This window comes from Mesorhizobium sp. 2RAF45 (assembly GCF_052115225.1).
In the GTDB taxonomy this organism is placed as follows: Bacteria; Pseudomonadota; Alphaproteobacteria; order Rhizobiales; family Rhizobiaceae; genus Mesorhizobium; species Mesorhizobium jarvisii.
In genome coordinates this window covers 162,780-185,357 of the sequence record NZ_JBFRGG010000011.1, presented here as the reverse complement: position 1 = coordinate 185,357, position 22,578 = coordinate 162,780, and the positions used below count along the sequence as shown (strand labels likewise).

Sequence of the window (22,578 nt, the reverse complement as noted above, 5' to 3'; positions counted from 1 at the left end):
CGGCAGGGACCTCCAGGGGCCGTCTCAGATGTCTGCTTTTCGGCAACCGCAGAATTGGCCACCACGTCCATGTTGAGGCGCAAAGCCGTACAATGCTTTCACCTTGGAGAGCCGACGAAGGGTCGACCAGGATTTAACGCGGTACGCGCCAGCCACCCCTGCCGCCGAAGCTCAGGCCGCACGGGACGGATAGGGCTCGATATCGTCGGCATCGAATTCAGCCGCTACCAGGCGCCCGAACAGTTCAATCATGCTCTTGACGGTGCCGCGACCTGTGACGCTGACCACCTCGCCGTGGAAACCGGCGAGCATGTGCTTGTGTTGCCAGTCCTGTTTGACGCGGATGGCTTGGCCCTCGGGGAACGTCATAGCGATCGTCTCGCGCCTGGTCTTGCCTTCGAGCTTCCGCTTGATCCTCGATTCCTTAGTGTCATCGAACTCGAGATCGGCTTCGGCGCGCATGTAGCTCTCGACCGCGCCTGTCGGAACCTGCCAAGGCTTGCCGAACTCCCCGTCATAGCTGAGCAGCCGGCCGAGCCCGTCGCAGTCTTTGAGGTGCTCGCCGTTCGCGGACGGCAGGGCAACGAAGATGTAGCCGGTGAATAGAGGGAAGCAGCGCACAATGCGCACGTTCGTCCGGTGATGGATGATCTCTTTGCGCATGCGGGGATAGTAGCACTCGAAGCCGGCGTCGCGGATCGACCGTTCGGCAACGATTTCACCCTTCCTCTCCTCCGGCGTTCCAATCCGATCCTTGGCCGACTTCGCGCCGCCGATGCCGATCCTGGCGATGAACCATTTTGCCGAATTGCTCATGACCGACCTTTCACGATTTTGGTTTGCTCAAGTTTCGAGATTTCCTGTCGGGGCCGCTTGAGCGCGTCGATGCGCTTCTGCTCGGCTTCGTTCAGCCCGAGGCGCGGCAAGCCCTGACGCTTCGCCGCGCCGGCGGTGACGGCTTCGGCCAAGGCGGCTACCCGGCTGCGCACTCCAGGATCCTGCCTTTCCATCTCGACCAGATGGCGCTTGTGATCATCGGTTGCGCGCTCGATCAGTTTCGAGGCTTCAGTGCGCAGCGCGGCCCGCTCGGACAGGAACGGCATCATGATCGCCCTCGCCCGCTTGGCGAACTCGGCGCATGTCGGCATGAACTGGCCGGTGTGATTGTCGACACGGCCGGCAAGAAAGTCGCTGGCTGCTTCGCAGACTGCCCATGCCGGCAGGTCGCGGCATGCGGCGAGGAATTCCCCTGCCATGTCGGCGTGGTCGATGTCCGGCTGATCGCGGAACTGTCCGGCCATGCGGACCACCGACGCGCGAACGTCCTGCGGCTGGCACGGGACCATCAGCCCGTCGATCTCGGCAACGCGGGCTCTGATCGCCCTGGCACGGTCCCGGTACTTTTCCGGCAGCTTGTCGAAATCATCTTTGGCCACGAGGTCATGCATCGGCGAAAGCCTCCTCGATTTTCTGTTTGCGGGATTTTTTCGGCGCGCCTGCGCGCTCTGAAAAACCGTTAGGTTTTTCTTTGATGGTTATGGAAGGATGGCATTGCCCGAGCATCGCTTGAGCATCACCCTTTTTCTTGTCTTTCCAACGGCTTGCGGCGGCATTGCTCGCTTTCGTCTTTCTATCGACCGCCAATCGCCTCTCTTTCTTGAGGCGTTTTTGAGCCCATCTTTTGCTCCGGCCGTCGAGGCTCCAGAAGGCCATGACAATGGCTTTCATCTTCCGCCAGCGGGCGAGAGAAACGCCCGCGACGCGCGCCAGCATGTCATCGTCGTCGGGCAAGGAATTGGTCGGTGATGCCCAGGCTGCCATGAGTAGGAGCAGATAGGCGCCATGTTCCTCCGTGGTGAGGTGGCGGGTGTCGCGCTGGTAGTCGTCGACCCAGAGCGGCATGTATGGGAGGCGCCTTTTGCTCACGCCCGCCTCCGGTCGGCACGTGCGCCGTCCTTGGCCATCTGCAGGGTCCGATAAACAGCATCCTCGCGGCACTGCAGCGCCTTGGCGATGTCGGCCGTGTCGAACTGGCCTGAGCCCCACAGGATGATGGCAGCAAGCGCCTGTTCGTCACGCAAATAGGCGCCGCTGGCGCGACCGTCTTCGAAGACACCATGGCAGTGAGGGCAGCAGGTTTTCATTTTGCCATCATCCGAACAAGGCGAGTTGCGCCGGCGGAGCCGCTGTTGGCGAGGCGAGTTGCAAGAGTGCGGATCGCATTTCCAGCCGCCAACGGGTGAACACCGTTGCCACACATCCGAAGCGCGTCGTGGCGATGTCGCAGAATGCGGGCGGCCAGCCCATCAGGGTCTCGCGGAATGAGACTGACCTGATCAGGTCTGGGCGGTCCATGTCTTCCAACTGGTCGCAGAGATTGGCTACGTGGAGACGATCGCCATTGCCCCTTTTGATCCGGTTGCCTCTTCCCGATTGTCCTTTGGCATCGCGCGTCGTCGGCGACTGCCAGAATAAATAACCGGTCACGCCGGATCGCTGCGCCCGTTTCAGCCGCGCTGAACAGTCCACCCTCCAGCGTAAAGCCAAGTCGCTGAAGGTCTCGCCAAATTCTTTCGGCTCCGCCTTCGTCGACCATGCCGGGGACGTTCTCAATGAGGACGAACCAAGCTCGCGACTGCACAACAATGCGTCGCGCTGCCGGCCATAAGTCCCGTTCGTCGTCCTTGCCGATGCGCTTTCCGGCTCGGCTCCATGGCTGGCAGGGGATGCCGCCAATGAGGCCGTCCACCGCGCCACGCCAAGCTCTGCCGTTGAAGGTTCTGGCATCACTCCAAACAGGAGCTGGAGCCAGGAGACCTTGTTCCATCGCTGCCACCAGGTGCGCGACGGCGAAGGCTTCCCTCTCCACCATGCAGACTGTTCTAGCGCCCGGAATTGCCAGCTCGACGCCGAGATCGAGGCCCGCCCCTCCCGTGCAGAGGCTGAGGATGTCGATGTGTTCGGGACATAGAGCCACATTCACCCGGCCGCCCTCGTCTTCGTGACCTCAACGGCGCGCTCGTAGTCCTCGGCGATGGTGCCGAGCACGAGGAGTTCGGTTCGCTTCTGGTCGATCTCGTGATCAGGCCGCTTGGCCTTCCCAAATGCGAACCGAGAAAGCCAATCCTGCTTTCCGGCGATGAGCGCTCGCACCGTCGAAAGCTTGACGTCGTAGGTGATGGGCTGGCCAGCGGAGATCATGCCGCCTCCGCAGTGAACTCGGCCCTACGGGCGGTCAGCCTGTTTTCATGGTAGGCGCAGTAGGGGCGCAATGGCACGGCGAGATGACCGCAGCACAGCATGTCCGGACCTGGCCGCTCCTCGAGGTCATAGCTGAGCGGAGCCCGGCAGCGGGCCGGAAGGCAGTCAACAAACCGCATCGCTGCGAAGTGCGGCTGCGGCGCCAAAGTCCGCACAACCGGCCGCGTGAGATAGTCGAAAGCGCTCGGATCACGATCAATGTCTGCCGTGGCCGCGATAAACAGCCTGCCGGGCAGTTGGCCAGGCGCCGCCTTCTTCCTGTCGCTCGGCCTGCCCTTCTTGCCTCTGAAGCCGATCTCGTTGAGTTCGGGGGTGCGCCGGATAAGGCTTTTCACCCCAAAACGCGAGATGACCCGCCCGCTCTTAAGGGCAAGCCGCTGGACAATCTGGACGTAGTTTCTCTTCGCCTTCAGACAGTCCGCGACCAGCTTGATTTCCTCGGGCGTGTACGTGCTGGTCCCTTCGGATGCAGGCGATGATTTGGCGCGGCCAAAACCGATTGCAGCGAGCTTAGCGTTGCGGTGAACGATGCCGATGATGGCATTGCGTGAGACCGCACGGCCCCGCATGGTTGACAGCTTGGCGGCGGCTTTGGACGCGGAATCCCCTGCCCTCAGCCAGGCCGCAATGCTGTCGATTTCAGCTTGCGTGTAGCCGATCATTTCGGCCTCGCGACAAAATACCGGCAGCAAGGCGTCCCCGACGGGATCTCTTTGCGATCGTCGCCGGTGAGCTGGCGATACTTGTCACAGATCATCTTGTTTCGATTTGTGACCCAGTGGTCGCACGCACTGCATGATGAGCCGGACGGCCCGGAGCCCGCGAAATGCGCCATGCCAACAACGGTGCGGTTCAGCGCATCCCTCGCCACGGTGGCGGCGTCGGTCATTATCCCCGCATGCTGGAACGCTGGCATTGCAAACTCCTTCGGATCATTCCGCAGCCTCCAGGATCTCGGAAAGCTGCCGTGAGATTTCAGCCAGTCTGGCGCGCTCGATGATCGGCGCGGCCCACTGGCGGGTTGATGGAACTGCTTCGGCGAGGAAGGCCGGGCCGAAGGCGGAAATCATCGCGGCAAGATGCTCGCCCGATGGTCGTGTGTGGCCGCTGAGCCATTTCTCTGCCGTCGACATTGTGGCGCCGACGACGCTGGCGAGATGTGCCGCGGTTGATGTCGGAAACGCTCGCCGCGCGAACCGGCAAAAGCCATCCATGTCGAGCCGCAAAGTTTTGTGGTCGAAGGTCGAAGACATTCTGTGGTGCCCCATGCTGGATTGAAGTCCAGCCAGCCGGGGCGTCGACATCGGGTCGACTTCGCGGAAGAGCGGAGAGCCCGCCTGATGGCGGCTCCAGAGAGGATCGAACAACATGGAAAGGCCCCACAGACACGATACAAACAATGAGTTCGAGACGATTGGTCAGGCCGCGCGCAGGCTCCTGCAAGAACTGGACGCGCGGGTAGCAACGAGGGGGGCGAACGATAATCATGCTGCCTCCCTCGCGGTGGCGATGAGGCGGCGCAACTCCGCCTCAGCCTTGGAACGAGTGGCACCGGTGGCGAATGCCCCGGTGTGTGGATCGCGAGCGGTCCAGGTCCCGTCACATGTGCAGGTGATCACGAAAGACGCGCTCATGACCGCACCGCGTCGATAACCGTCTGAACGATGCCCCAGCACCAAACAAAGGGGATCGTGACAGGCCACAACAAGGCGAGCGCGACGGTGCCAATCGACAGCCGTCCGTCGCCGATCTCGTGGCTGTACTGGACCGCCAGCAATGAACCTGCAGCGTAGAGATAGATGGCAAGGCAGGTCATGCTGCCCTCCCCCGCTGCCGTGCGATGGCGGCGTCGTTGGCGCACTTTGCGCAGGAGGCCTGGCTATGCGACCAGCGGCACGACTGCGGTTTCTGGCAATCGGGATTTGGCGCCGGCGACGGTGCCTTCTTGATGAATGCCGGAACGTCGGCATCCGAAATGGTGACGGCTCGCTCGGAATGGCCCCGTACAGGCCCTTCCTGACCAATGACGGCCTTCTGAGGACCGTCATTTTTTGCGCGAGCAGCTTCCGAGCTTGGTTTGCTGGGCTGGCCGTCAGCAGCCCCCGAAGTGGCGTGGTCAGGAATCTCGGTATTGGTGCCCGACACGGAGGGAGGTTCCGTGCCGGGCTGGTCCGTCTGCTCCGGGGAGGAGGTCGGAGCGGACGAATTCTGTTCGAAAATTTCGCCGGTTTCGGCGTCGTGCGGAACGTTGGTAACCAGCTTGGCCGTATTCCCGCTGGAAGCCCTCTCCGCGCGGGCTTTAGTGGCCGTGGGCTTGGGCTCCTCGTGCACGTGCACGCGAGAGGCGCCTGTAAGAGCCTCCCAATACAGGTCGAAAATCGCGTTGCGCTCTTCGCGCTCGGCACTGTCCAGCTTGCGAGCTGCGACGCACTGCCGAACCGCCTTGACGTCAAAACCGACGCCGCGCAGTTCCTTGTAGATTTCGGACTTGTCGGCGTTCAGCGTTTTGATTTCTTCCTCGACGCGCTCAATGCGTTCGATGAAGGCGCGCAGCTGACCGGCGGCGATTGTCTGGCTGGTTTCGGTGATGTCGGTCATGCTGCCCTCCCACGGCGCGGCGCAGGCATGAAATCGTCCGCCGTCACCGGCAGACCGTTTTCTTTGGCGTGCTGCAAAAGCTTCGAGGCATGAGGCATGGGGATAAGACCGTCGGTCCCACCCTTCTCGCGGGGCTGTGTCCACCGGTAGACCCGCGTGCGACTGGCCCCGGTGATCTCCATGACGGAGTCTTGGCCGCCGAAACGTTCGATTATGGAGTTCGCGGGGTCGAGAGCGGTCTGCATCCGCCATATATGCGATTATCGCACAAGCGCGTCAAGCGAATTATGCGATCTTCGCACAGGACGACCAAAATTTTTGTGTGCGACAATCGCACATGAATTCTGATCCATACCGAGATTGGGTAATCGAGAACTTAGCAAAGCCCGGCAAGTCGCAGACTGGCTTGGCAAACGCGTTGGGCGTTCACCCATCAGCGATGAACAAGCTCGTTTCAGGCAAACGGCAATTGAAGACGTCCGAGGTGGCGCGCGCTGCTGCATACTTTGGCGTCGCTGCACCGAGCGCAGAAACACGGCCAGCACTCGGTGGCCTGGTGCCAGTCCCGGTGGCCGGCCGTGCCGAAGCCGGTATGTTTCGGGAAGTGGATGACTTGGATCAATCTGATCCGGTCATGCTCTCGTTGCCCCCGGACGAACAGTTTCCAAACGCACGGCAGTTCGCTGTCGATGTTTCAGGAGACAGCATGACCGATTTGAAGCCACGCCCGATTCTACCTGGAGACCGGGTAATTTGTGTCGCCTACGAAGACGTTGCTCACCTTGTCCCCCTACGCGACGGCATGGTCGTGGTTGTCGAAAGGACGCGGGATGCCGGGCAATTCCGCGAATGGTCGGTCAAGCAAATCGAGCTTTACCAAGGGCGAACGGAATTCCACCCAAGATCCACCAACGCCAAGCATAAACCAATCGTCATCGACCACGACGCGAGCGCAGACAACGGGGTCGCCGTCGAAATCATCGGGCTTGTTCGTCGCATCGTCAACGAGGTGCCTTTGTCCTAGCTCAACGTCACCGACGGCTTGAAGTCCGCGCACGCTTCAGCGATCTCGCTCACTACCCACTTATCCACCGGCTTGCATATCAAATTGTCTCCATCTGGAGACCGGTAACTCATGATTGGGATGGGGATGAAATGATCCTCGTCCTGCACTGGTGCGAGCTTCGCAATGTCGAACGCATATCGCGGGAAGCGGCGGGCTAGGTAGTCCGCTAGCCTCTCGCGGCATAGCGCGATCTCGTTCTTGCGGCTTGCCGGCGCGACGATAATGAACTGCTTCACCTCTTCTTGCCGGCTCATCTCACCTCTCCACCACTGACACCAATTAGCTGCCCGATCACACTCTCGCACGGGCTACATTGATAGCGAACGTGATCCAGGCAGCCGCTTTCCACCAGATCGTCAGCGTCAGCCGGGGCGCCCTCCTCGTTGGGTATTTCGATGTGCACTGTGCTCTCCCGGAGGCAGTTCGAGCACCGAACGTGGAGCGTGAAAACCCGAGTTTCCTTCCTTAACGCCAAGCCCATTTCGTTCTCCATTTGTTCCCATAGAGAAAGCAGAACCGCGCCGCCGAGTCGAGTCCGATTCGAGCGCTCAGTTTCGACAGAAATTGGCTTATGTGCGATTTTCGCATAATTGCCCTTGACTTCGATTGTGCGATTATCGCATAGTTTCCTCATACCAGATGAGGACCGGCAATGAACGCCCACCTTCGCCAAACCATCGCAGAAAGCGCGGACTTCCGCATTGTCACCAAGATTTTCGGTGGCCTCCTCGGTCCCGAGTACACAGTCGCCGCTGGCGGCCGTTATTACCGCGTAGGTCAGCTGACCCTTGACCAGTTGAAGCGCGGCATTCCTGCCGAAGACCTCGACCTGCTCGAAGTCGATCTGGCTACGGACGGGGAGCGCGACTGATGCTCTCGCCGTTCTTCTCCGACCGCGCCCTGCGCGCCATCGAGGGCAAGCAGCCCTTGGATCAGCTGGACCTGCTTCGCGAGTACGTCGAACAGGCCGAGCGCGACAAGCAGGCCGGCTATGGCCCGCCCGAGGATGACATCAACATCGTCCGCCGCCGGTTCATCCGGATTGCCAGCGAAATCTATCGTGGGAGGCCGTCGTGACCATCGATGTCTCTCGGGGGCTTAGGATTGAGGCTGAAGCCGCCAAGCGGTTGCTCGCACAGCTGCAGGATGCGGGTCACGGCGGCGATACCGACCTGGCCGCTGACATCATCGAGGGCGAAACCTCACTGCACGAAACTGTCGCTGCCGCGATAGACCAGATCGACAACCTCGATGTCATGGTCATCGGCTTGAAGGCCAAAGAAGAGGCTTTCGCGGATCGCCGGAAGGCTATCGAAGCACGCGCTGAAAACCTTCGCGCGGCGATCGAGCAGGCGATGATCGCGGCCGAGCAGATCAATATCCCGCTGCCGACAGCGACAGTTTTCATATCGAAGCGCAAGCCAGCACTGCTCGTCGAGAATGAGGCGGACATTCCGTCTGAGTTCTTCGTGGAGCAGGAGCGGCCGGCTCCGAAGCTCGACAAGCGAGCGCTCGTCGCCGCCCTGGCAGACGGTCGCAAGGTGCCAGGCGCTGCGCTCGACAACGGCACAGTCTCACTATCCATCCGGAGGAAATGATGAACGCGATCACGACATACACTCATTCGCCGCGCCAGTTGGCTTTGATCCAGAAGACGGTCGCCAAGGACTGCAACAACGATGAATTCAACCTGTTCGTTGAGGTCGCCCGCGCGAAAGGCCTGGACCCGTTCCTTGGTCAGATCATCCCGATGATCTTTTCGAAGGGTGACGCCAACAAGCGCAAAATGACGATCATCATTTCGCGCGACGGCCAGCGCGTCATCGCGCAGCGCTGCGGCGATTATCGTCCGGCCAGTAAACCGCCGTCGTATGAATTCGACGCCGAGTTGAAGAGCGAGACGAACCCGCAAGGCATCGTGTCGGCCACTGTCTATCTGTGGAAGCAGGACGCGAAGACTGCAGCGTGGTTCGAGGTCGCCGGGCAGTCCTATTGGGACGAGTTCGCGCCGATCTCGTATCCCTACGACGCTTACAAGATGATCGATACCGGGGAGACCTGGGAGGACAGCGGCAAGCCGAAGAAGAAGCGCGTTTTGCGCGATGGCGCGACACCGCAGTTGGACGATTCTGGCAACTGGTGTCGGATGCCGCGCCTCATGATTGCCAAGTGCGCAGAGATGCAGGCGCTGCGCGCCGGCTGGCCCGAGCAGTTCACCGGCCTCTACGATGAGGCCGAGATGGATCGCGCCAAAGTCTTGGAAATGGCAGCGTCTGAAATCGTCGCGCATGAGCAGGAAGAAAACCGCCTGCGGCTTGTTGCCGGCAACGACGCCATCACGATGTCATGGGGCGACGGCTGGGCTTTGGAGAATGTGCCAGCCGGCGAGTTCATGGACCGCTGCTTGGCCTTCATCCGCGAAAGCGACCATCAGACCGTCGTCAAGTGGAACAGCGCCAACCGCGCCGGCCTCCAGCTCTTTTGGGCGAAGCATCCCGGCGATGCGCTCGAACTGAAGAAGGCCATCGAAAAGGCCAGCCGCGCGCCGGTCGAGATCGACCACATCGCCGACGCTGCCGCGCGCCGCGAGATCGCACAACACCCCGTTTCCGCTGGCTGACCTCCAGCGATCCGGCGCGGCTGTGTCCGCGTACCGCGCCGGGCATTTCTCAAAGGAACGACCCGATGACCGAAGCACCAATCACTATGCGATGGGACGGCGAGGCTATGGTGCCGATCTCGCAGTTTTGGGCCGCCCGCGCCGACAAGGCTTTCGTCGTCGGCGAGGTCTACCGGATCGTCGAGCATCACGACCGTTCCGCCAATTCGCATCGGCATTTCTTTGCCTGCGTCCATGCGGCCTGGCAGAACCTTCCAGATGAACTGGTCGAAATCTACCCGACTGCCGAACACCTCCGCAAAAAGGCCCTGATACGGAAAGGCTACCGTGACGAGCGCGAATATGTCTGCGCGACGAAATCGGCCGCGCTGGATCTGGTTCGCACCATCCGCCCGCTAGACGACTATGCCATCATCGAGGCGCGCGAGAACGTGGTGCGCATCTGGACGGCCAAGAGCCAATCCGTGCCGGCTATGGGCGCCAAGGCATTCCAGGAGAGCAAGCAGGCCGTTCTCGATTTTCTCGACGACCTTCTCGGCGTCGAACGCGGCGCGACCGCGAAAAGCGAGGCCGCATGATCGGCAGCACTGGAAAGATCGATGATCCGAACGGCGGCCGCAGCGTGAAGGAATGGATCGGCAAGACGCCGGATTCCGTGCCGCCTCCGACCGTCCGCGCTCGCATCTTCCTTCGCGCCAACGGCATGTGCCATATCAGCCAGCGGCCAATCGGCGCCGGTGAGAAATGGCAGCTTGAGCACGTCAAGCCTCTGTCGTTGGGCGGCGAGAACCGCGAAAGCAACTTGCGGCCCGCCCTGGTCGAACCACACAAGGCGAAATCGGCGGACGAAAACGCCCTGCGAGAAAAGGCTGATCGCGTCCGCGCCAAGCATCTTGGCGTCTACCCGAAATCGAAAGCTCCGATCCGGTCGCGCGGCTTCGCGCCGACCCGAGATGGCGTTGAGCGGAGAAAAGGATGACGCGAGCGCTCGCTCTTTCGCAACGCCAAGCCCAAACATTGCTGCGAGCGGCCGAGGCGGAGCGCGGGATTGTCGAAGTCAAGATAGGGTCGGCAGTTTTCCGCCTTATCCCCGCTAGTCTCGCACAGGCACAGAAGCCAGTTGACGACGATGATTCGCCCGAAGCCTTTGATACGCTGGACGAGTATCTAGCGTGGAGAGACAGGAGCGGTGCTGGTGGCGCTTAAAGGCATCCATACGGTCAAGCGCAAGCTGGCCGACGGATCGACGCGCGTCTACCACTACGCATGGCGCGGAGGCCCGAAGATTGAGGCAAAGCCGCACACTGAGGCCTTCGCGCTGGAATACGCTAAGCTCAAGGCGCTCGCGACACCCAAGATTGTCGAGACCCTTGAGACGCTGATTGATCGATTCACCGGCCCGGAGGAAAAGCGCAACCCTGATTTCCTGGCGCTGGCCGATACGACCCAGACGGACCATCTCTATGCGTTCCGGCTCATCAAGGAGAAATGGCCTAAGCTTCCGGTCAGGCTGACCCAGCAAAAGGGCATGAAAGCCGAAATCAGGAAATGGCACAGGAGCTTTGCTGCCAACCCGCGCAAAGCCGACAAGCTGCTGTTCTCGCTGTCCAAGGTGTTTTCCTACGCCGTCGCCGACGAACTGATCGACAAGAACCCCTGCACCGGCATCGAACGGCTGTACAACGGCTCACGGCGCGAATCGGTGTGGTCACAGGAGCAGATCAAGGCTTTCCGTGCCGGCGCGCCTGCTCACCTCCTGCTTGCCTTCGAAATGGCGCTGCACACCGGCCAGCGCCAAGGCGACCTGCTTTCCCGATCCTGGAAGGACTACGACGGGATCTACCTTCAATTCCACCAGTCGAAGGGTGGCAAGAAGCTGAAGGTCCGCGTCCATTCGAAGCTGAAAGCGATGCTGGATGTCCTCGACAAGGACAAGATGCGCATCCTGCTCAACTCTCGAAAGCGGCCATGGACCAAGGACGGCTTCAAAACGTCGTGGGGGAAGGAGTGTAACCGCCTCCAAATCGAAGGCGTCACCTTCCACGATCTGCGTGGAACGTTCATCACTGAGCGGGCGCGGGAGGGATCGAGCGTCGAGGACATCGCCAAGATATCCGGCCACTCGATTTCAGAGATCAAATCCGTTCTGGAAAAGCACTACCTGGCCGACGATCAGGACGCCAGCGATGCGGTGATCCTGCGCATGGAACGGAACCCATGAGGAACGAAAACTGTAAAACGGTTTGTAAAACGGCCAATTTCGGTTGGTCTTCCGGCCGCAATATGGCATCTAACTACTTGAAATTGTTGGCGATCCCGACAGGATTCGAACCTGTGACCATCGGCTTAGAAGGCCGGTGCTCTATCCAGCTGAGCTACGGGACCGCTGGCCGGCCGAAGGGCCGGCTGGATATCTGGCGCTGGCGCCGTTCAATGCGTCCAGGGCGTCCTGCGGTCATAGCGGAAATTCTCCGCATAGGAAATCTGGCGGCGCTTGGTCTCTTTCGGCTCCTCGACACGGAAGGCAAGACCTTCCTTTTCTGCGTAGGCCACGGCCTCTTCGCGGGTGTCGAAGGTCAGCCTGATCTGGCTTCTCATGTCTCCCGACGTCGTATAGCCCATCAGGGGATCGATCTTCTTGCGCATCTCGGGGTCGAACTCCAGCACCCAGTGGCCGGTCTTGGCCTTGCCGGACTGCATCGCGGTTTTGGCTGGGCTGAAAATGCGCGCGGACATGGCCACCTCATGGTTGTGCAAGGCAGCATCGCCGCCCCTTCGCCCGTCATTACTGCGCAATGCGCATGGCGGCAAGGTTTTTGCACTTGCCATGTAACACCGAAATGAATAGGCAACAGACCGTTCGGAGTGTAGCGCAGGCTGGTAGCGCATCTGGTTTGGGACCAGAGGGTCGGGAGTTCGAATCTCTCCACTCCGACCATCTTCTTCGTATCCGCCGCGCCAAGGCGCCGTCGCCCGCCACGAGAGCCGGCAGATTTGTCGTGCCTTTGGTCGGATACACGCTCCAGGCCCCGCCTACGCGACGATACGCGTGCCGGTCCAGTTCTGCCGGATGACCGCCGCCACTCCACCCGACTTCAAGTCTGGAGCGCGCCTCCTATGTCGGTCGTGGATAGATCGAGCCCGGTATACAAGAGCGGCTGGAAGGCAAGCTCGCCGGGCGAGAACCCCAAACTCATTCCCGGCGAGCCTACAACCTGATTTGGAACGCAATCAGGACCGGGGTCAGCCGGCAAACTTTGTGCAGCAAGATAGATGCCAGCTGCTCTGTCCCGAAATGGGACATGCCCAGCGTCTGCTGGTGGTCGAGGCATCGCGATCGGCTAAATCTCGAACTCGCGCTGCCCCTCGTCCATGGCGTTGATCGTTTCAGCGGCGAGCGCGCGGGTGATCGGCATCTTGCGCTCGAGCGCGGTGCGGTCCAGCCGCTCCACCACGCGCATGGCTGTCGCCAGCGAGCGCTCGATGCGCCGCACCAGATATTGCACGACATGCGGTTCGACCTCGACCTGGCGGTCGGCGAACAGTTTGGTGATGACACCGGCCAGCAGCAGGTCGTCGGGCTCGTGGATCTCGACCGTCGCCGCCGCCTTCAGCCGCGAGGCCAGATCGGGCAGCGACACACCCCAGGCCGAGGGAAAACGCCGCGCGGTCAACAGCAGCGTCGAGCCGGCGCCGCGCACCGCATTGATCAGATGGAACAGGCCTTGTTCATCGACCGCGCCGGCATCGACATCGTCGATCAGCGCCGGCCGAGCGCCGAGACTGGCGATGCTGTCGCCGATGCGCCGGGCGTCGACGGCGACCGCATTGGCGCGCACACGCCAGATGGCAGCCAGATGCGTCTTGCCGGAGCCGGCGGGGCCTGCCAGCACCACCACCGGCGAGGGCCAGTCCGGCCAGCGATCGACCAGTGCCGCCGCCTGGTTGTTGGTGCCGGAGACGACGAGTTCGTCGCGCGAATAGCCAGTGCCGTGGCCGAGATCGAGCGGCAGCTGGCGCGGCGGATCGGTTCGCTGGGCGGTCACTTCGAGCGACGTGGTTGGGTGCGGTGGCCGCCGCCACGATCGGCCGGCAGCGGCGGCGCGGCCTCTGTCGCGTGGCCCTTGTAAAGCGGCGATTCGAGATAGCGGGCGATAGCGAAGCGCACCAGAACGGCGACGGCGGCGGAAGCCGGCACGGCAATCAGCAGACCGACAAAACCGAACAGCGCGCCGAAGGCAAACAGGGCGAACATCAGCCACACCGGATGCAGGCCGACGCTTTTGCCGACCAGCCTGGGCTGCAGGATGTTGCCTTCGATGAACTGGCCGATGAAGAAGACCACGGCGACGGCGACGATCATCGTCCAGTCCGGCCAGAACTGGACGAAAGCGACGCCGACGGCCAGCACCAGCCCGGTCAGCGAGCCGACATAGGGGATGAAGGAGATGAGCCCGGCGAACAGGCCGATGAGGATGGCGAAATTCAGCCCGGTCAGCGTCAGACCGGTGGCGTACATGGCGCCCAGCACCAGGCATAGCGTGCCCTGCCCGCGCACGAAGCCAGCGGTCGCGGTGTTGATGTCGCGCGCAATGGCGCGCACGGTCGCGACGTTGTCGCGCGGCACCCAGCTGTCGATGACCGCCACCATGCGGTCCCAGTCGAGCAGCATGTAGAAAGCGACGACCGGCGTCACCACGAACAGGCTGACCACCGAGACCAGCGCCACGCCCGAACTCCAGATCGAGGTGAAGACCGTGGTGAGCAGACCGAAACCCGACGTCAGCAGCGAATTCAGCCCATCGCGCAAGCCATTGGCGTTGACGCCGAATTTCTGCTCGAGCCATTTCGGATCAAAGGAGGTGATCAGGCTCTGCAGCCGGGTCAGGTATTCCGGCAGTTTGCCGGCGAAATCGGCCATCTGCGTCGCCAGGACCGGGATGAGGATGACAAAGGCCAGCACCAGCACGATGAGGAAGGTGATGAGGATGACCACCGTCGCCATGAAACGGGACAGGCCAAGCCGCTGCAGCCGGTCGGCGACCGGATCGAGGAAATAGGCAAGCACCATGCCGGCGACGAAGGGCAGCAGAATGTTGCTGAACATATAGAGGAACAGCGCAAGGGCAGCGACGCCGGCCACCCAGAAGGAGATCTGCCGGCGGAACGCGGAGACCGCGGCAAGATCGGCAGCCGCGGCCTCGATCACCGCCGCTTCTTCCTCAGATGTCCGGATTGGAGCCTTCGCCATAGCCGCTCATATGCCTCAGCCAAGCCACGAGATAGGCCGCGGCCGAAGCCACGGTCAAGACCCCGGACAGCAATATGAGGGCTGGCCGCAGCGGGTCGAGGTGCATGGCAAAGGCGAGTTCGCCCAGCACGACCGCCGCCAGCACGATCTGGATGGCTGTATTGGCCTTCGACACCAGGAACGGCTTTATCTCGACCGGATGCGCCATCACCGTGGACAACAGGACCGCGCAGACGATCAGCGCATCGCGCGACACCATGGTGACGACCAGCCACAGCGGCAACTGCCCGATGTAGCCCATGACGACGAACACCGAAACCAGAAGCAGCTTGTCGGCCACCGGATCCAGATAGGCGCCGAGTTCGGACTGCTGGTTGAAACGGCGGGCAATGAAGCCGTCGACGCCATCCGAGACGCCGGCGATGACGAAGCCGGCAAAGGCCCAGTCCCAGCGGGCCTGCAGCATGGCCAGCACCACGGCAGGCACCAGGAGAAGGCGCAGGATGGTGATCAGATTGGGGATGGTCAACTCATTGTCCCGCCATGCGCTGTTTGGAGATAGATGAAGGAGATGGAGAGCCGCCACAAGGGACAGTTCGTTCCAGGTGCGAGCGCCAAACCCGATGCCATTCTATCCACGCTTTTGTCAGGTCAAATGGCGCTCGGCTCCGCCGTTATCCTTGCGGACCGAAACCGTTCATGCGAAGAGCCCGCAAACGAGCAGGAAAATTGCGATGAGCAAGCGCGACACAAGCCAGCGCAAAACGGGCCAGCCCAAAACGGGCCAGGCCAAGACGAGCAAGCGCAGGAACGGGCTCACTTATGCCGAGGCCGGCGTCGATATCGATGCCGGCAATCTCATGGTCGAGAAGATCAAGCCGCTGGTGCGTGCCACGCGCCGGCCCGGTGCGGATGGCGAGATCGGCGGTTTCGGCGGGTTGTTCGACCTCAAGGCGGCCGGCTTCACCGATCCGGTGCTGGTCGCCGCCAATGACGGCGTCGGCACCAAGCTCAAGATCGCCATCGATGCCGGCAAGCACGACACGATCGGCATCGACCTCGTCGCCATGTGCGTCAACGACATCGTCGTGCAGGGCGCCGAACCGCTGTTCTTCCTCGACTATTTCGCCACCGGCAAGCTGGACCCCGACCAGGGTGCGGCGATCGTCGGCGGCATCGCCGAAGGCTGCCGGCAGGCCGGCTGCGCGCTGATCGGCGGCGAGACGGCGGAAATGCCCGGCATGTATCACGGCAAGGACTATGATCTCGCCGGCTTTGCCGTGGGCGCGGCCGAACGCGGCCAGCTTTTGCCCACCGACGACATCGTCGAAGGCGACGTGCTTTTGGGTCTCGCGTCCTCGGGCCTGCATTCGAACGGTTTTTCGCTGGTGCGCCGCATCGTCGCCGCCAGCGGCCTGGCGTGGAGCGATCCGGCGCCGTTCAACGACGAGGCGACGCTGGCCGAGGCGCTGCTCGAACCGACCCGCATCTACGTCAAGTCGATCCTCAAGGCGATCCGCAACACGCATGGCATCAAGGCGCTGGCGCACATCACCGGCGGCGGTTTCCCGGAGAACATTCCGCGCGTGCTGCCCAAGGATTTCTCGGCCGAGCTCGACCTGGAAGCCATAGACGTGCCGGCGGTGTTCTCTTGGCTGGCCAAGAGCGGCGGCGTGGCGCCGGAAGAAATGATGCGCACCTTCAATTGCGGCGTCGGCATGATCCTGGCGGTCGCCTCCGGCCAGGCGGCGCAGGTCGCCGCCGTGCTGCAGGAAGCCGGCGAGACGGTGACGCCGATCGGCCGCATCGTGCCGCGCCGCGATGCCGGCGTCATCTATCGGGGCTCGATCGGCCTATGAGCACGCAGAGAAAACGCACTGTCGTCCTGATATCGGGACGCGGCTCCAACATGACCGCGCTGATCGCGGCGGCCAGCGACCCGGCCTTCCCGGCCGAGATCGTCGGCGTGATTTCCGACAAGGCCGACGCCGCAGGCCTCGGCATCGCCAAAGCGCGCGGCATCGCCACGCAGGTCATTGCCCGCGCCAACCATGGCAGCAAGCAGGCGCATGACGCGGCGATCGACGCCGCGCTCACCGCCTTAAATGCCGAGATCGTGGCACTGGCCGGCTACATGCGCATCCTCTCCTCCGGCTTCGTCCAGAAATGGCAAGGCCGGATGATCAACATCCACCCTGCCCTGCTGCCGGCGTTCAAGGGCCTCGACACCCATGCTCGCGCGCTGGCCGCGGGCCTGCGCATCCATGGCTGCACCGTGCATTTCGTCACATCAGAGATGGACGACGGGCCGATCATCGCCCAGGCGGCCGTGCCGGTGATGGTCGGCGACAATGCCGATACGCTGGCTGCCCGGGTGCTGAAGGCCGAGCACCGGCTCTATCCGCTGGCGCTGGGGCTGGTCGCCGAAGGCCAGGCGCGCATGGAGGCCGGGCGCACGGTGCTCGCCCACTTTGCCGACGATGCCGACAACGGCACCTCGGTGGTGATGGCGCCCGATCCGCTGCGCGAGGAGGCCGATCTGGAACATCTGGCGCGGATTACGCCCTGAGGGCCGAGGCCAATGGGCGTTTTCGACAGTGCGATCCGGACGAGAGGCGACCTGGCCGGCGTTTTCGAATATGACGAGGCGGGAGACCCGCAAAACGCCACCGCATATTTTTACCTCTATCGAGCCCAAGGAGACGAGTCAGGCTCCGTCGTTGATACAATTCACATACGATCGGGCTCTTGGGCCATCAGCGGATCGGATATCGTCGTCCGGTGGGATAAGGATGAGCGGCGCGTCGGGTTGTTTATCTTCGGTGCCCTTGCCGCAGCTTTCGACACTGAAGCCGGCACCAAGCACGGCGGCGGATATGGCAGAGACTTTCATGCCGATATTCCCTGGTCGGGCTCAAAATGATGAAACAGCTACTCCTTCTGCGCCACGCCAAATCGAGCTGGGACGACCCTGCTCTCGATGATGTCGACCGGCCGCTGGCCGAACGCGGGTTGAAGGCGGCCAAATTGATAGGGCGGGAGCTTGCGGCGCGCGACTGGCTGCCGGATCTGGTGCTGGTGTCGTCGGCTCTGCGCACCCGTGATACATGGCGGCTGATCGCCGCGGAACTGCCGGCGTATCCCAAGGTCGTGTTCGCCGAAGCGCTCTACGAGACTTCAGCGGCGGATATTCTAAGCCAGATTCGTAAAGTCGACCCATCAAGCGGCTGCCTGGCGGTGGTCGGCCACAATCCGGGCTTGGAGGATCTGGCGAAACAGCTTGCCGGATCAGGCTCGGAGGCCAAGGCCCACAAGAGGCTCGAGGAAAAGTTCCCCACGGCAGCCATCGCGCGCTTTGTCTTCGACGGCGACTGGTCTGGCTTGTCGGTCGCCCGACTGACGCATTGCCTGCGCCCCAAGGATCTGAGCTAGAAGTCCTGCCGGGCATGCGGCGGGCAAGCCCGCCGCGCCCGAAACCTCAGTTGCCCCAGATACCCTGGCCGGGTTCCGGCCAGTCGGTGGTGGTCTTCATCCTGGTATCGCCCGCCTTGTGCCCGGCCATATCAGTGTTCTTGACCGCGCTGGTGGCGGCGTGATCCACGCCGGCAATCGAGGCAACCGGCTGGTTGGCATTGTCGGAGCCGTAGTGGTCACTGCCGGCAAGGGCGCCGCCGGTCGCAATGAAGATAGCGGCGGCAGCGAGAGCAATCTTGTTCATTTCAATCTCCTGGTTTCTCCGTTAGGCGGCGTCTTGGGAGGACGGTTCCGCTGGGAATAAGACCCGAGGCCATCCGGTTTTATTCCCGGACGCGGAGCTTTCCCTCTGCTGCTCAAACCGATGCCAGCCCGTGCCTGCCCTGCTGCGCAAAAAACAAGAGCGGCGGGCCGAACCCACCGCTCTTTGTCATCGAGGCCTGCTTGAGCGTTGGCTTAGTTGCCCCAGATCCCCTGGCCGGATTCCGGCTGGACAGAATCAGGCGTCAGCTTGAAGCCGTGATGCTCGACCGGCTTGCGGATCGAGGCCGTGTGGCTGTGGTCGATGTTGCCCGCAGGCGCTGTGATGGCCGGCTGGTTGACGTTGTCCGAGCCATAATGGTCGCTACTGGCAAAGGCGCTGCCCGTGGCAACGAGGATGGCAGCAGCGGTAAGTGCAATCTTGGTCATTTTCTTTACTCCAGTATTCCTAGTTCTGTCCGTCTAGTGGCGTGCCCTTGGGAGGAATTTCGCGTCGCTCGGACAGGCTGGAAGTGGGTTTTTCGTTCGCCGACTTCCAATCACGAAGATGTTCCATCACGCGCGAGATCCGGACCTTGAATTTTGGCCAAGGGTCAGGTGTAAGAAAATTTATTAATAAATATCATATGGTTATCGGAAGGCGCCCGTGCACATTGTGGCGATTTGTCGAGTCGGCGTTGACCGTCCGCTCACGGTTCGTCAACATTATTTGAACCGATCGGTTCGATTTCAGATCGGTACAATCGCATGCATAAAAAACAAGAGCGGCGGGCCAGGCCCACCGCTCTTTGTCGTCTTCCGGGGGGTTGAAGGAATTAACGGCCCCAGATGCCCTGACCCGACTGAGCCGGGACGTCGGCATTGGCGTCGCCCTGTGCCTTCAAAGACTTCACGATCGAACCGGTATGCGTGGTGTCGATGTTAGAGGACGACTGGCTGACAGCCGGCTGGTTGACATTGTTGGATCCATAATTGTCGCTGCCGGCAAAAGCGGCGCCCGTGGCGACGAGGATGGCAGCGGCGGTGAGAGCGATCTTGGTCATTTTAAGTACTCCTGAATTGAAGTTCGGGTTGATATCGGCAGTCGCGATTTAGCGGCCGAAGAGGTTGCGGTCGGCGCCCTGCGGAGCCTGGGCCTGGACGGTCGCGGTCGACTTCGAGGTCGAAGCGGTGACCGAATGATCGACAGCGGCGGCGGGCTGGTTGACGTTGTTGGAGCCGTAGTTGTCGCTGCCGGCGAAAGCGGTGCCCGTGGCGACGAGGATGGCGGCGGCGGTAAGAGCGATCTTGGTCATTTTAAGTACTCCTGAATTCAAATTAGGTTGATCTCGGCAGTCGCGATTAGCGGCCGAAGAGGTTGCGGTCAGCGCCCTGCGGAGCCTGGGCCTGGACGGTCGCGGTCGACTTCGAGGTCGAAGCGGTGACCGAATGGTCGACAGCGGCGGCGGGCTGATTGACGTTGTTGGAGCCGTAGTTGTCGCTGCCGGCAAAAGCGGTGCCCGTGGCGACGAGGATGGCGGCGGCGGTGAGAGCGATCTTGGTCATTTTCTTTACTCCAGTATTTATCTGTCCTGTCCGTCTAGTGGCGTGCCCTTGGGAGGATTTTCGCGTCGCTCGGACCACCCCGAAGTAGGGAATGCCTTTTGGGATTACCAGTCGCGTCGACTTTGCAGGATTTGCTTATATTATAGACAATGCATATTGCATTGCAGCAATTTCTGCGCGATTTACGCAATGATTTCAGCTCATTAGGCTCAGCGCCCCCGACCAAACCGGAGTGTTTTCGGAGGCCATTGTTCACCGTTTGCGGTACAATCTGTCAATCAGAACCGAACCGTTCGGTTCGATTTATGGGTATGGACTGACTGATTTGAAGCTGCAAGGGTCTGCAGTTATCCCTCGCCAAGACCGCATTTGTCTTGCGTTGAGATCGATACTGTCGCTCATTCAGGAGAGATCAGGGTGCCGCGGTCATCAAGCCAAGGCGACCCGCTGGAAGGCCGCAAATGGGATTGGGACTGTCATAGATATGCGACTGCTGCTCGTTGAGGACAATCGCGAACTGGCCGACTGGCTGGGCAAGACCTTGCGCCAGGCGAATTATGTAGTCGACATCGTCCATGACGGCGAGGATGTCGAGCACGCGCTGGCGGCGGGCGACCATGCGCTCGTCATCCTCGACCTGGCGCTGCCGCGCATGAGCGGCCTGGAGGTGCTGCGCTTGCTGCGGGCGCGCGGCAACCGGGTGCCGGTGATCGTGCTGACCGCCAATGCCAGCCTCGACGGCAGGGTCAAGGGCCTCAATGAAGGCGCCGACGACTATCTGGCCAAGCCATTCCAGATCGAGGAGCTCGAGGCCCGTATCCGGGCGCAGTTGCGCCGCGCCAATGACCGCACCGCGCCTGTCGTTGCCTGCGGCGATCTCGTCTTCGACACCAACACAAGGCTGTTTTCGCTCGCCGGCGAAGCACTGGCGCTCACACCCCGCGAGCATGCGGTGCTGGAGCAATTGATGGTGAAGGCCGGGCGCACGGTGAGCAAGGCAGCACTTTCGGCGGCGATCTATGACTTCGAGACCGATGCCGACCCCAGCGCCATCGAGATCTATGTGCATCGCGTGCGCAAGAAGCTCGAAGGGTCGCGGGTCCAGATCGCCACCTTGCGTGGCCTCGGCTATCTCTTGCGACATGAAGATCAATAGCCTCCGCCTGCAATTGTTGGCATGGGTGGTGCTGCCGCTGGCCGGACTCGCCACCATCAATCTGTGGACCAGCCATGGCAGCGCGCTGGCCACCGCCAACCTGGTCACCGACCGAATGCTGCTCGGCTCGGCTCGGACCATCGCCGAGCAGGTCGCCATGACCGACGGCGTGCTCGATGCCACGATACCGCCGGCAGCGATCGAGATGTTCGATACGGGCGACCGCGACAGCGTCTACTACCATGTCAAGACCGCCAGAGGGCGGCTGCTGACCGGCTATCCCAATCTGCCGGAGGCATTGACGCCGTCCAGCACCGAGGCAACCTATCGCGATCACCGGCTGCGGCTGCTTAGCTTCAGCCAGGGTGTGGTCGGTGCCGGCGAGGATTCGCCGATATCGGTTACCGTCGGCGTCACCCTTGCCGGACATGACGCGATGGTGCGGCGACTCTGGTTTGGCGCCTTTGCCCAGCAGTTGGCGCTGGTGGCTATCGCCGGCCTGTTCGTGCTGCTTGGCCTGCATCGCGGCCTGGCGCCGCTTATCAGGCTGCGCGACGCGGTGCGTTCGCCGAACCGCAGCGACCTCGATCCGATTGAAGTGCGGGGCGCGCAGAGTGAAATCCGCCCGCTGATCGATGCGCTAAACGCCTATATGGCACGCGTGCGGGCACAGATGGCGTCGCAACGCCGCTTCGTCGCCAATGCCGCGCACCAGTTGCGCACGCCGCTGGCGCTGCTGTCGACGCAGGCGAGCTACGCGCTGCGAGAGACAGTCCCCGATGCCCGCCACGAGGCACTGGTGGCCTTGCAGGCAAGCTCCGGCCGCCTGGCACGGCTTGCCGAACAACTGCTGACCTTGTCGAGAGCCGAGCCGGGCAGCCGACGGCCGCGCGCCGACCGTGTCGACCTGACCGAAGCGGCTCGCCAGGTTCTGGAAACCCATGCGCCGATCGCCGTCAGCCGCAACGTCGATCTCGGCCTTGAGGAGGCCGGTCCCGTGCCGGTCATCGGCGACGGCACCATGCTGCGCGAGATGATCGTCAACCTCGTCGACAATGCGCTACGCTACTCCTCGTCAGGTGGCAGCGTCACTGTGAGGCTGGCGGCCCTCGATGGCGAAGCCGTACTGACGGTCACCGACGACGGGCCTGGCATCCCGGTGGAAGAGCGGGATCACGTGTTCGAGCGCTTCTACCGCATCGCCGGCTCGACCGAGGAAGGCAGCGGGCTGGGGCTCGCCATCGTGCGCGAGGTTATCGAAAACGCCGGCGGCCGCGTCACCCTGCGGGATGGCGCGGCCGGCGGTCTGGTTGTTGACGTGAGGTTGCCACTGGCAAGCAGCTAGC

The 22,578-nt window shown here is 62.1% G+C and carries 34 protein-coding genes, 2 tRNA genes and 1 pseudogene; 15 read left to right on the top strand and 22 right to left on the bottom strand.

Going from position 1 to position 22,578, the window contains the following annotated elements:
• Positions 1–171 precede the first annotated feature (171 nt).
• The 11 genes and pseudogenes from nusG to AB4Z43_RS24900 form a co-directional block, all read right to left on the bottom strand.
• Complete coding sequence (gene nusG, locus AB4Z43_RS24950; RefSeq protein WP_441939264.1) at positions 172–816, bottom strand: transcription termination/antitermination protein NusG; 645 nt, start codon at positions 814–816, stop codon at positions 172–174.
• Entirely contained in the window at positions 813–1,448 is a 636-nt protein-coding gene (locus AB4Z43_RS24945; protein WP_441939262.1) for a hypothetical protein, read from the bottom strand. Before AB4Z43_RS24945 ends, nusG begins: the two co-directional genes overlap by 4 nt.
• Positions 1,441–1,902, bottom strand: coding sequence for a DUF1376 domain-containing protein (locus AB4Z43_RS24940; RefSeq protein WP_441939260.1), 462 nt, complete (start codon positions 1,900–1,902; stop codon positions 1,441–1,443). Before AB4Z43_RS24940 ends, AB4Z43_RS24945 begins: the two co-directional genes overlap by 8 nt.
• 20 nt (positions 1,903–1,922) lie before the next feature.
• Positions 1,923–2,144, bottom strand: coding sequence for a hypothetical protein (locus AB4Z43_RS24935; protein ID WP_441939258.1), 222 nt, complete (start codon positions 2,142–2,144; stop codon positions 1,923–1,925).
• The gene (locus tag AB4Z43_RS24930; RefSeq protein ID WP_441939347.1) at positions 2,141–2,977 is read right to left on the bottom strand and encodes a DNA cytosine methyltransferase; all 837 of its coding nucleotides are present in this window, start codon (positions 2,975–2,977) and stop codon (positions 2,141–2,143) included. The genes AB4Z43_RS24935 and AB4Z43_RS24930 overlap by 4 nt, the downstream gene beginning before the upstream one ends.
• A gap of 2 nt (positions 2,978–2,979) precedes the next feature.
• Entirely contained in the window at positions 2,980–3,201 is a 222-nt protein-coding gene (locus tag AB4Z43_RS24925) for a hypothetical protein (protein ID WP_441939256.1), read from the bottom strand.
• Positions 3,198–3,923 (bottom strand): hypothetical protein, encoded by a 726-nt coding sequence (locus AB4Z43_RS24920; protein WP_441939255.1) that lies wholly within the window; start codon positions 3,921–3,923, stop codon positions 3,198–3,200. The genes AB4Z43_RS24925 and AB4Z43_RS24920 overlap by 4 nt, the downstream gene beginning before the upstream one ends.
• Positions 3,920–4,177 (bottom strand): hypothetical protein, encoded by a 258-nt coding sequence (locus AB4Z43_RS24915; protein ID WP_441939253.1) that lies wholly within the window; start codon positions 4,175–4,177, stop codon positions 3,920–3,922. The genes AB4Z43_RS24920 and AB4Z43_RS24915 overlap by 4 nt, the downstream gene beginning before the upstream one ends.
• Positions 4,178–4,193: 16 nt before the next feature.
• Positions 4,194–4,514 carry a transcriptional regulator gene (locus AB4Z43_RS24910; RefSeq protein ID WP_044549986.1) on the bottom strand — a complete coding sequence of 107 codons (321 nt, stop codon included), beginning with the start codon at positions 4,512–4,514 and terminating at the stop codon, positions 4,194–4,196.
• A gap of 377 nt (positions 4,515–4,891) precedes the next feature.
• On the bottom strand, positions 4,892–5,077 hold the full coding sequence (locus AB4Z43_RS24905) for a hypothetical protein (RefSeq protein WP_441939251.1): 186 nt from the start codon (positions 5,075–5,077) through the stop codon (positions 4,892–4,894).
• A 536-nt stretch (positions 5,078–5,613) separates the two neighbouring features.
• Positions 5,614–5,859, bottom strand: a pseudogene (locus tag AB4Z43_RS24900) (DUF2312 domain-containing protein); the annotation flags it as partial.
• Between the two features lie 337 nt (positions 5,860–6,196).
• Between AB4Z43_RS24900 and AB4Z43_RS24895 the strand changes: the two are divergent.
• Entirely contained in the window at positions 6,197–6,883 is a 687-nt protein-coding gene (locus AB4Z43_RS24895; protein ID WP_441939249.1) for a LexA family protein, read from the top strand.
• Here AB4Z43_RS24895 and AB4Z43_RS24890 read toward each other — a convergent pair.
• A complete protein-coding gene (locus tag AB4Z43_RS24890; RefSeq protein WP_441939247.1) occupies positions 6,880–7,179 on the bottom strand; it encodes a hypothetical protein in 300 nt (99 codons plus the stop codon). The two genes, AB4Z43_RS24895 and AB4Z43_RS24890, sit on opposite strands and share 4 nt — an antisense overlap.
• A gap of 398 nt (positions 7,180–7,577) precedes the next feature.
• Between AB4Z43_RS24890 and AB4Z43_RS24885 the strand changes: the two genes are divergently transcribed.
• From AB4Z43_RS24885 to AB4Z43_RS24855, 7 genes are all read left to right on the top strand, one after another.
• Entirely contained in the window at positions 7,578–7,796 is a 219-nt protein-coding gene (locus AB4Z43_RS24885) for a hypothetical protein (RefSeq protein WP_441939245.1), read from the top strand.
• On the top strand, positions 7,796–8,002 hold the full coding sequence (locus tag AB4Z43_RS24880; protein ID WP_441939243.1) for a hypothetical protein: 207 nt from the start codon (positions 7,796–7,798) through the stop codon (positions 8,000–8,002). Before AB4Z43_RS24885 ends, AB4Z43_RS24880 begins: the two co-directional genes overlap by 1 nt.
• Entirely contained in the window at positions 7,999–8,523 is a 525-nt protein-coding gene (locus AB4Z43_RS24875; RefSeq protein ID WP_441939241.1) for a siphovirus Gp157 family protein, read from the top strand. The genes AB4Z43_RS24880 and AB4Z43_RS24875 overlap by 4 nt, the downstream gene beginning before the upstream one ends.
• On the top strand, positions 8,523–9,545 hold the full coding sequence (gene bet, locus AB4Z43_RS24870) for a phage recombination protein Bet (protein WP_441939239.1): 1,023 nt from the start codon (positions 8,523–8,525) through the stop codon (positions 9,543–9,545). The genes AB4Z43_RS24875 and bet overlap by 1 nt, the downstream gene beginning before the upstream one ends.
• 65 nt (positions 9,546–9,610) lie before the next feature.
• Positions 9,611–10,123 carry a hypothetical protein gene (locus tag AB4Z43_RS24865; protein WP_441939237.1) on the top strand — a complete coding sequence of 171 codons (513 nt, stop codon included), beginning with the start codon at positions 9,611–9,613 and terminating at the stop codon, positions 10,121–10,123.
• Positions 10,120–10,524 (top strand): HNH endonuclease, encoded by a 405-nt coding sequence (locus AB4Z43_RS24860; protein WP_051726762.1) that lies wholly within the window; start codon positions 10,120–10,122, stop codon positions 10,522–10,524. Before AB4Z43_RS24865 ends, AB4Z43_RS24860 begins: the two co-directional genes overlap by 4 nt.
• Before the next feature lie 216 nt (positions 10,525–10,740).
• Complete coding sequence (locus AB4Z43_RS24855) at positions 10,741–11,766, top strand: tyrosine-type recombinase/integrase (RefSeq protein ID WP_441939235.1); 1,026 nt, start codon at positions 10,741–10,743, stop codon at positions 11,764–11,766.
• A gap of 87 nt (positions 11,767–11,853) precedes the next feature.
• Here the strand turns inward: AB4Z43_RS24855 and AB4Z43_RS24850 are convergent.
• Positions 11,854–11,930 (bottom strand) — tRNA-Arg (locus tag AB4Z43_RS24850).
• A gap of 45 nt (positions 11,931–11,975) precedes the next feature.
• The gene (locus tag AB4Z43_RS24845; protein WP_015318428.1) at positions 11,976–12,281 is read right to left on the bottom strand and encodes an ETC complex I subunit; all 306 of its coding nucleotides are present in this window, start codon (positions 12,279–12,281) and stop codon (positions 11,976–11,978) included.
• 125 nt (positions 12,282–12,406) lie between these two features.
• Here AB4Z43_RS24845 and AB4Z43_RS24840 point away from each other — a divergent pair.
• Positions 12,407–12,483: transfer RNA gene (locus tag AB4Z43_RS24840), tRNA-Pro, on the top strand.
• Between the two features lie 403 nt (positions 12,484–12,886).
• Here the strand turns inward: AB4Z43_RS24840 and hdaA are convergent.
• The 3 genes from hdaA to AB4Z43_RS24825 are packed head-to-tail and all read right to left on the bottom strand — an operon-like array spanning position 12,887 to position 15,325.
• Entirely contained in the window at positions 12,887–13,591 is a 705-nt protein-coding gene (gene hdaA / locus AB4Z43_RS24835; RefSeq protein WP_069091839.1) for a DnaA regulatory inactivator HdaA, read from the bottom strand.
• Positions 13,588–14,796 carry an AI-2E family transporter gene (locus AB4Z43_RS24830; protein WP_020628823.1) on the bottom strand — a complete coding sequence of 403 codons (1,209 nt, stop codon included), beginning with the start codon at positions 14,794–14,796 and terminating at the stop codon, positions 13,588–13,590. Before AB4Z43_RS24830 ends, hdaA begins: the two co-directional genes overlap by 4 nt.
• Complete coding sequence (locus AB4Z43_RS24825) at positions 14,768–15,325, bottom strand: CDP-alcohol phosphatidyltransferase family protein (RefSeq protein WP_441939232.1); 558 nt, start codon at positions 15,323–15,325, stop codon at positions 14,768–14,770. The genes AB4Z43_RS24830 and AB4Z43_RS24825 overlap by 29 nt, the downstream gene beginning before the upstream one ends.
• 205 nt (positions 15,326–15,530) lie before the next feature.
• On the opposite strand from AB4Z43_RS24825, the gene purM reads away from it, so the two are divergent.
• Genes purM through AB4Z43_RS24805 form a run of 4 tightly spaced genes read left to right on the top strand, consistent with a single transcriptional unit; the run spans position 15,531 to position 18,228 of the window.
• Positions 15,531–16,655 carry a phosphoribosylformylglycinamidine cyclo-ligase gene (purM, locus tag AB4Z43_RS24820; protein ID WP_441939230.1) on the top strand — a complete coding sequence of 375 codons (1,125 nt, stop codon included), beginning with the start codon at positions 15,531–15,533 and terminating at the stop codon, positions 16,653–16,655.
• On the top strand, positions 16,652–17,365 hold the full coding sequence (purN, locus tag AB4Z43_RS24815) for a phosphoribosylglycinamide formyltransferase (RefSeq protein ID WP_441939228.1): 714 nt from the start codon (positions 16,652–16,654) through the stop codon (positions 17,363–17,365). The genes purM and purN overlap by 4 nt, the downstream gene beginning before the upstream one ends.
• Before the next feature lie 12 nt (positions 17,366–17,377).
• Positions 17,378–17,719 carry a hypothetical protein gene (locus tag AB4Z43_RS24810; protein ID WP_019857368.1) on the top strand — a complete coding sequence of 114 codons (342 nt, stop codon included), beginning with the start codon at positions 17,378–17,380 and terminating at the stop codon, positions 17,717–17,719.
• Complete coding sequence (locus AB4Z43_RS24805) at positions 17,719–18,228, top strand: SixA phosphatase family protein (protein ID WP_019857367.1); 510 nt, start codon at positions 17,719–17,721, stop codon at positions 18,226–18,228. Before AB4Z43_RS24810 ends, AB4Z43_RS24805 begins: the two co-directional genes overlap by 1 nt.
• 46 nt (positions 18,229–18,274) lie before the next feature.
• On the opposite strand, the gene AB4Z43_RS24800 is transcribed toward AB4Z43_RS24805, so the two are convergent.
• The 5 genes from AB4Z43_RS24800 to AB4Z43_RS24780 form a co-directional block, all read right to left on the bottom strand.
• Positions 18,275–18,514 (bottom strand): DUF680 domain-containing protein, encoded by a 240-nt coding sequence (locus AB4Z43_RS24800; protein ID WP_019857366.1) that lies wholly within the window; start codon positions 18,512–18,514, stop codon positions 18,275–18,277.
• A gap of 212 nt (positions 18,515–18,726) precedes the next feature.
• Positions 18,727–18,960, bottom strand: coding sequence for a DUF680 domain-containing protein (locus tag AB4Z43_RS24795; protein ID WP_019857365.1), 234 nt, complete (start codon positions 18,958–18,960; stop codon positions 18,727–18,729).
• 386 nt (positions 18,961–19,346) lie between these two features.
• Complete coding sequence (locus AB4Z43_RS24790) at positions 19,347–19,574, bottom strand: DUF680 domain-containing protein (protein ID WP_019857364.1); 228 nt, start codon at positions 19,572–19,574, stop codon at positions 19,347–19,349.
• 48 nt (positions 19,575–19,622) lie between these two features.
• Positions 19,623–19,826, bottom strand: coding sequence for a DUF680 domain-containing protein (locus AB4Z43_RS24785; RefSeq protein WP_019857363.1), 204 nt, complete (start codon positions 19,824–19,826; stop codon positions 19,623–19,625).
• A 46-nt stretch (positions 19,827–19,872) separates the two neighbouring features.
• On the bottom strand, positions 19,873–20,076 hold the full coding sequence (locus AB4Z43_RS24780; RefSeq protein ID WP_019857363.1) for a DUF680 domain-containing protein: 204 nt from the start codon (positions 20,074–20,076) through the stop codon (positions 19,873–19,875).
• A gap of 484 nt (positions 20,077–20,560) precedes the next feature.
• Here AB4Z43_RS24780 and AB4Z43_RS24775 point away from each other — a divergent pair, with 484 nt between their 5' ends.
• Together AB4Z43_RS24775 and AB4Z43_RS24770 are read left to right on the top strand one after the other, a co-directional pair.
• Positions 20,561–21,232 carry a response regulator gene (locus tag AB4Z43_RS24775; protein ID WP_019857362.1) on the top strand — a complete coding sequence of 224 codons (672 nt, stop codon included), beginning with the start codon at positions 20,561–20,563 and terminating at the stop codon, positions 21,230–21,232.
• The gene (locus AB4Z43_RS24770) at positions 21,219–22,577 is read left to right on the top strand and encodes a sensor histidine kinase (RefSeq protein ID WP_038645812.1); all 1,359 of its coding nucleotides are present in this window, start codon (positions 21,219–21,221) and stop codon (positions 22,575–22,577) included. Before AB4Z43_RS24775 ends, AB4Z43_RS24770 begins: the two co-directional genes overlap by 14 nt.
• The last annotated feature ends 1 nt before the right edge of the window (position 22,578 follow it).

Bases quoted from the DNA above. Each gene is read 5' to 3' on its own strand.
- nusG (WP_441939264.1), bottom strand. From the start codon at position 816: ATGAGCAATTCGGCAAAATGGTTCATCGCCAGGATCGGCATCGGCGGC.
- AB4Z43_RS24945 (WP_441939262.1), bottom strand. From the start codon at position 1,448: ATGCATGACCTCGTGGCCAAAGATGATTTCGACAAGCTGCCGGAAAAG.
- AB4Z43_RS24940 (WP_441939260.1), bottom strand. From the start codon at position 1,902: ATGCCGCTCTGGGTCGACGACTACCAGCGCGACACCCGCCACCTCACC.
- AB4Z43_RS24935 (WP_441939258.1), bottom strand. From the start codon at position 2,144: ATGAAAACCTGCTGCCCTCACTGCCATGGTGTCTTCGAAGACGGTCGC.
- AB4Z43_RS24925 (WP_441939256.1), bottom strand. From the start codon at position 3,201: ATGATCTCCGCTGGCCAGCCCATCACCTACGACGTCAAGCTTTCGACG.
- AB4Z43_RS24920 (WP_441939255.1), bottom strand. From the start codon at position 3,923: ATGATCGGCTACACGCAAGCTGAAATCGACAGCATTGCGGCCTGGCTG.
- AB4Z43_RS24915 (WP_441939253.1), bottom strand. From the start codon at position 4,177: ATGCCAGCGTTCCAGCATGCGGGGATAATGACCGACGCCGCCACCGTG.
- AB4Z43_RS24910 (WP_044549986.1), bottom strand. From the start codon at position 4,514: ATGTCTTCGACCTTCGACCACAAAACTTTGCGGCTCGACATGGATGGC.
- AB4Z43_RS24905 (WP_441939251.1), bottom strand. From the start codon at position 5,077: ATGACCTGCCTTGCCATCTATCTCTACGCTGCAGGTTCATTGCTGGCG.
- AB4Z43_RS24895 (WP_441939249.1), top strand. From the start codon at position 6,197: ATGAATTCTGATCCATACCGAGATTGGGTAATCGAGAACTTAGCAAAG.
- AB4Z43_RS24890 (WP_441939247.1), bottom strand. From the start codon at position 7,179: ATGAGCCGGCAAGAAGAGGTGAAGCAGTTCATTATCGTCGCGCCGGCA.
- AB4Z43_RS24885 (WP_441939245.1), top strand. From the start codon at position 7,578: ATGAACGCCCACCTTCGCCAAACCATCGCAGAAAGCGCGGACTTCCGC.
- AB4Z43_RS24880 (WP_441939243.1), top strand. From the start codon at position 7,796: ATGCTCTCGCCGTTCTTCTCCGACCGCGCCCTGCGCGCCATCGAGGGC.
- bet (WP_441939239.1), top strand. From the start codon at position 8,523: ATGAACGCGATCACGACATACACTCATTCGCCGCGCCAGTTGGCTTTG.
- AB4Z43_RS24865 (WP_441939237.1), top strand. From the start codon at position 9,611: ATGACCGAAGCACCAATCACTATGCGATGGGACGGCGAGGCTATGGTG.
- AB4Z43_RS24860 (WP_051726762.1), top strand. From the start codon at position 10,120: ATGATCGGCAGCACTGGAAAGATCGATGATCCGAACGGCGGCCGCAGC.
- AB4Z43_RS24845 (WP_015318428.1), bottom strand. From the start codon at position 12,281: ATGTCCGCGCGCATTTTCAGCCCAGCCAAAACCGCGATGCAGTCCGGC.
- AB4Z43_RS24830 (WP_020628823.1), bottom strand. From the start codon at position 14,796: ATGGCGAAGGCTCCAATCCGGACATCTGAGGAAGAAGCGGCGGTGATC.
- purM (WP_441939230.1), top strand. From the start codon at position 15,531: ATGAGCAAGCGCGACACAAGCCAGCGCAAAACGGGCCAGCCCAAAACG.
- purN (WP_441939228.1), top strand. From the start codon at position 16,652: ATGAGCACGCAGAGAAAACGCACTGTCGTCCTGATATCGGGACGCGGC.
- AB4Z43_RS24810 (WP_019857368.1), top strand. From the start codon at position 17,378: ATGGGCGTTTTCGACAGTGCGATCCGGACGAGAGGCGACCTGGCCGGC.
- AB4Z43_RS24805 (WP_019857367.1), top strand. From the start codon at position 17,719: ATGAAACAGCTACTCCTTCTGCGCCACGCCAAATCGAGCTGGGACGAC.
- AB4Z43_RS24800 (WP_019857366.1), bottom strand. From the start codon at position 18,514: ATGAACAAGATTGCTCTCGCTGCCGCCGCTATCTTCATTGCGACCGGC.
- AB4Z43_RS24795 (WP_019857365.1), bottom strand. From the start codon at position 18,960: ATGACCAAGATTGCACTTACCGCTGCTGCCATCCTCGTTGCCACGGGC.
- AB4Z43_RS24790 (WP_019857364.1), bottom strand. From the start codon at position 19,574: ATGACCAAGATCGCTCTCACCGCCGCTGCCATCCTCGTCGCCACGGGC.
- AB4Z43_RS24785 (WP_019857363.1), bottom strand. From the start codon at position 19,826: ATGACCAAGATCGCTCTTACCGCCGCCGCCATCCTCGTCGCCACGGGC.
- AB4Z43_RS24780 (WP_019857363.1), bottom strand. From the start codon at position 20,076: ATGACCAAGATCGCTCTCACCGCCGCCGCCATCCTCGTCGCCACGGGC.
- AB4Z43_RS24775 (WP_019857362.1), top strand. From the start codon at position 20,561: ATGCGACTGCTGCTCGTTGAGGACAATCGCGAACTGGCCGACTGGCTG.
- AB4Z43_RS24770 (WP_038645812.1), top strand. From the start codon at position 21,219: ATGAAGATCAATAGCCTCCGCCTGCAATTGTTGGCATGGGTGGTGCTG.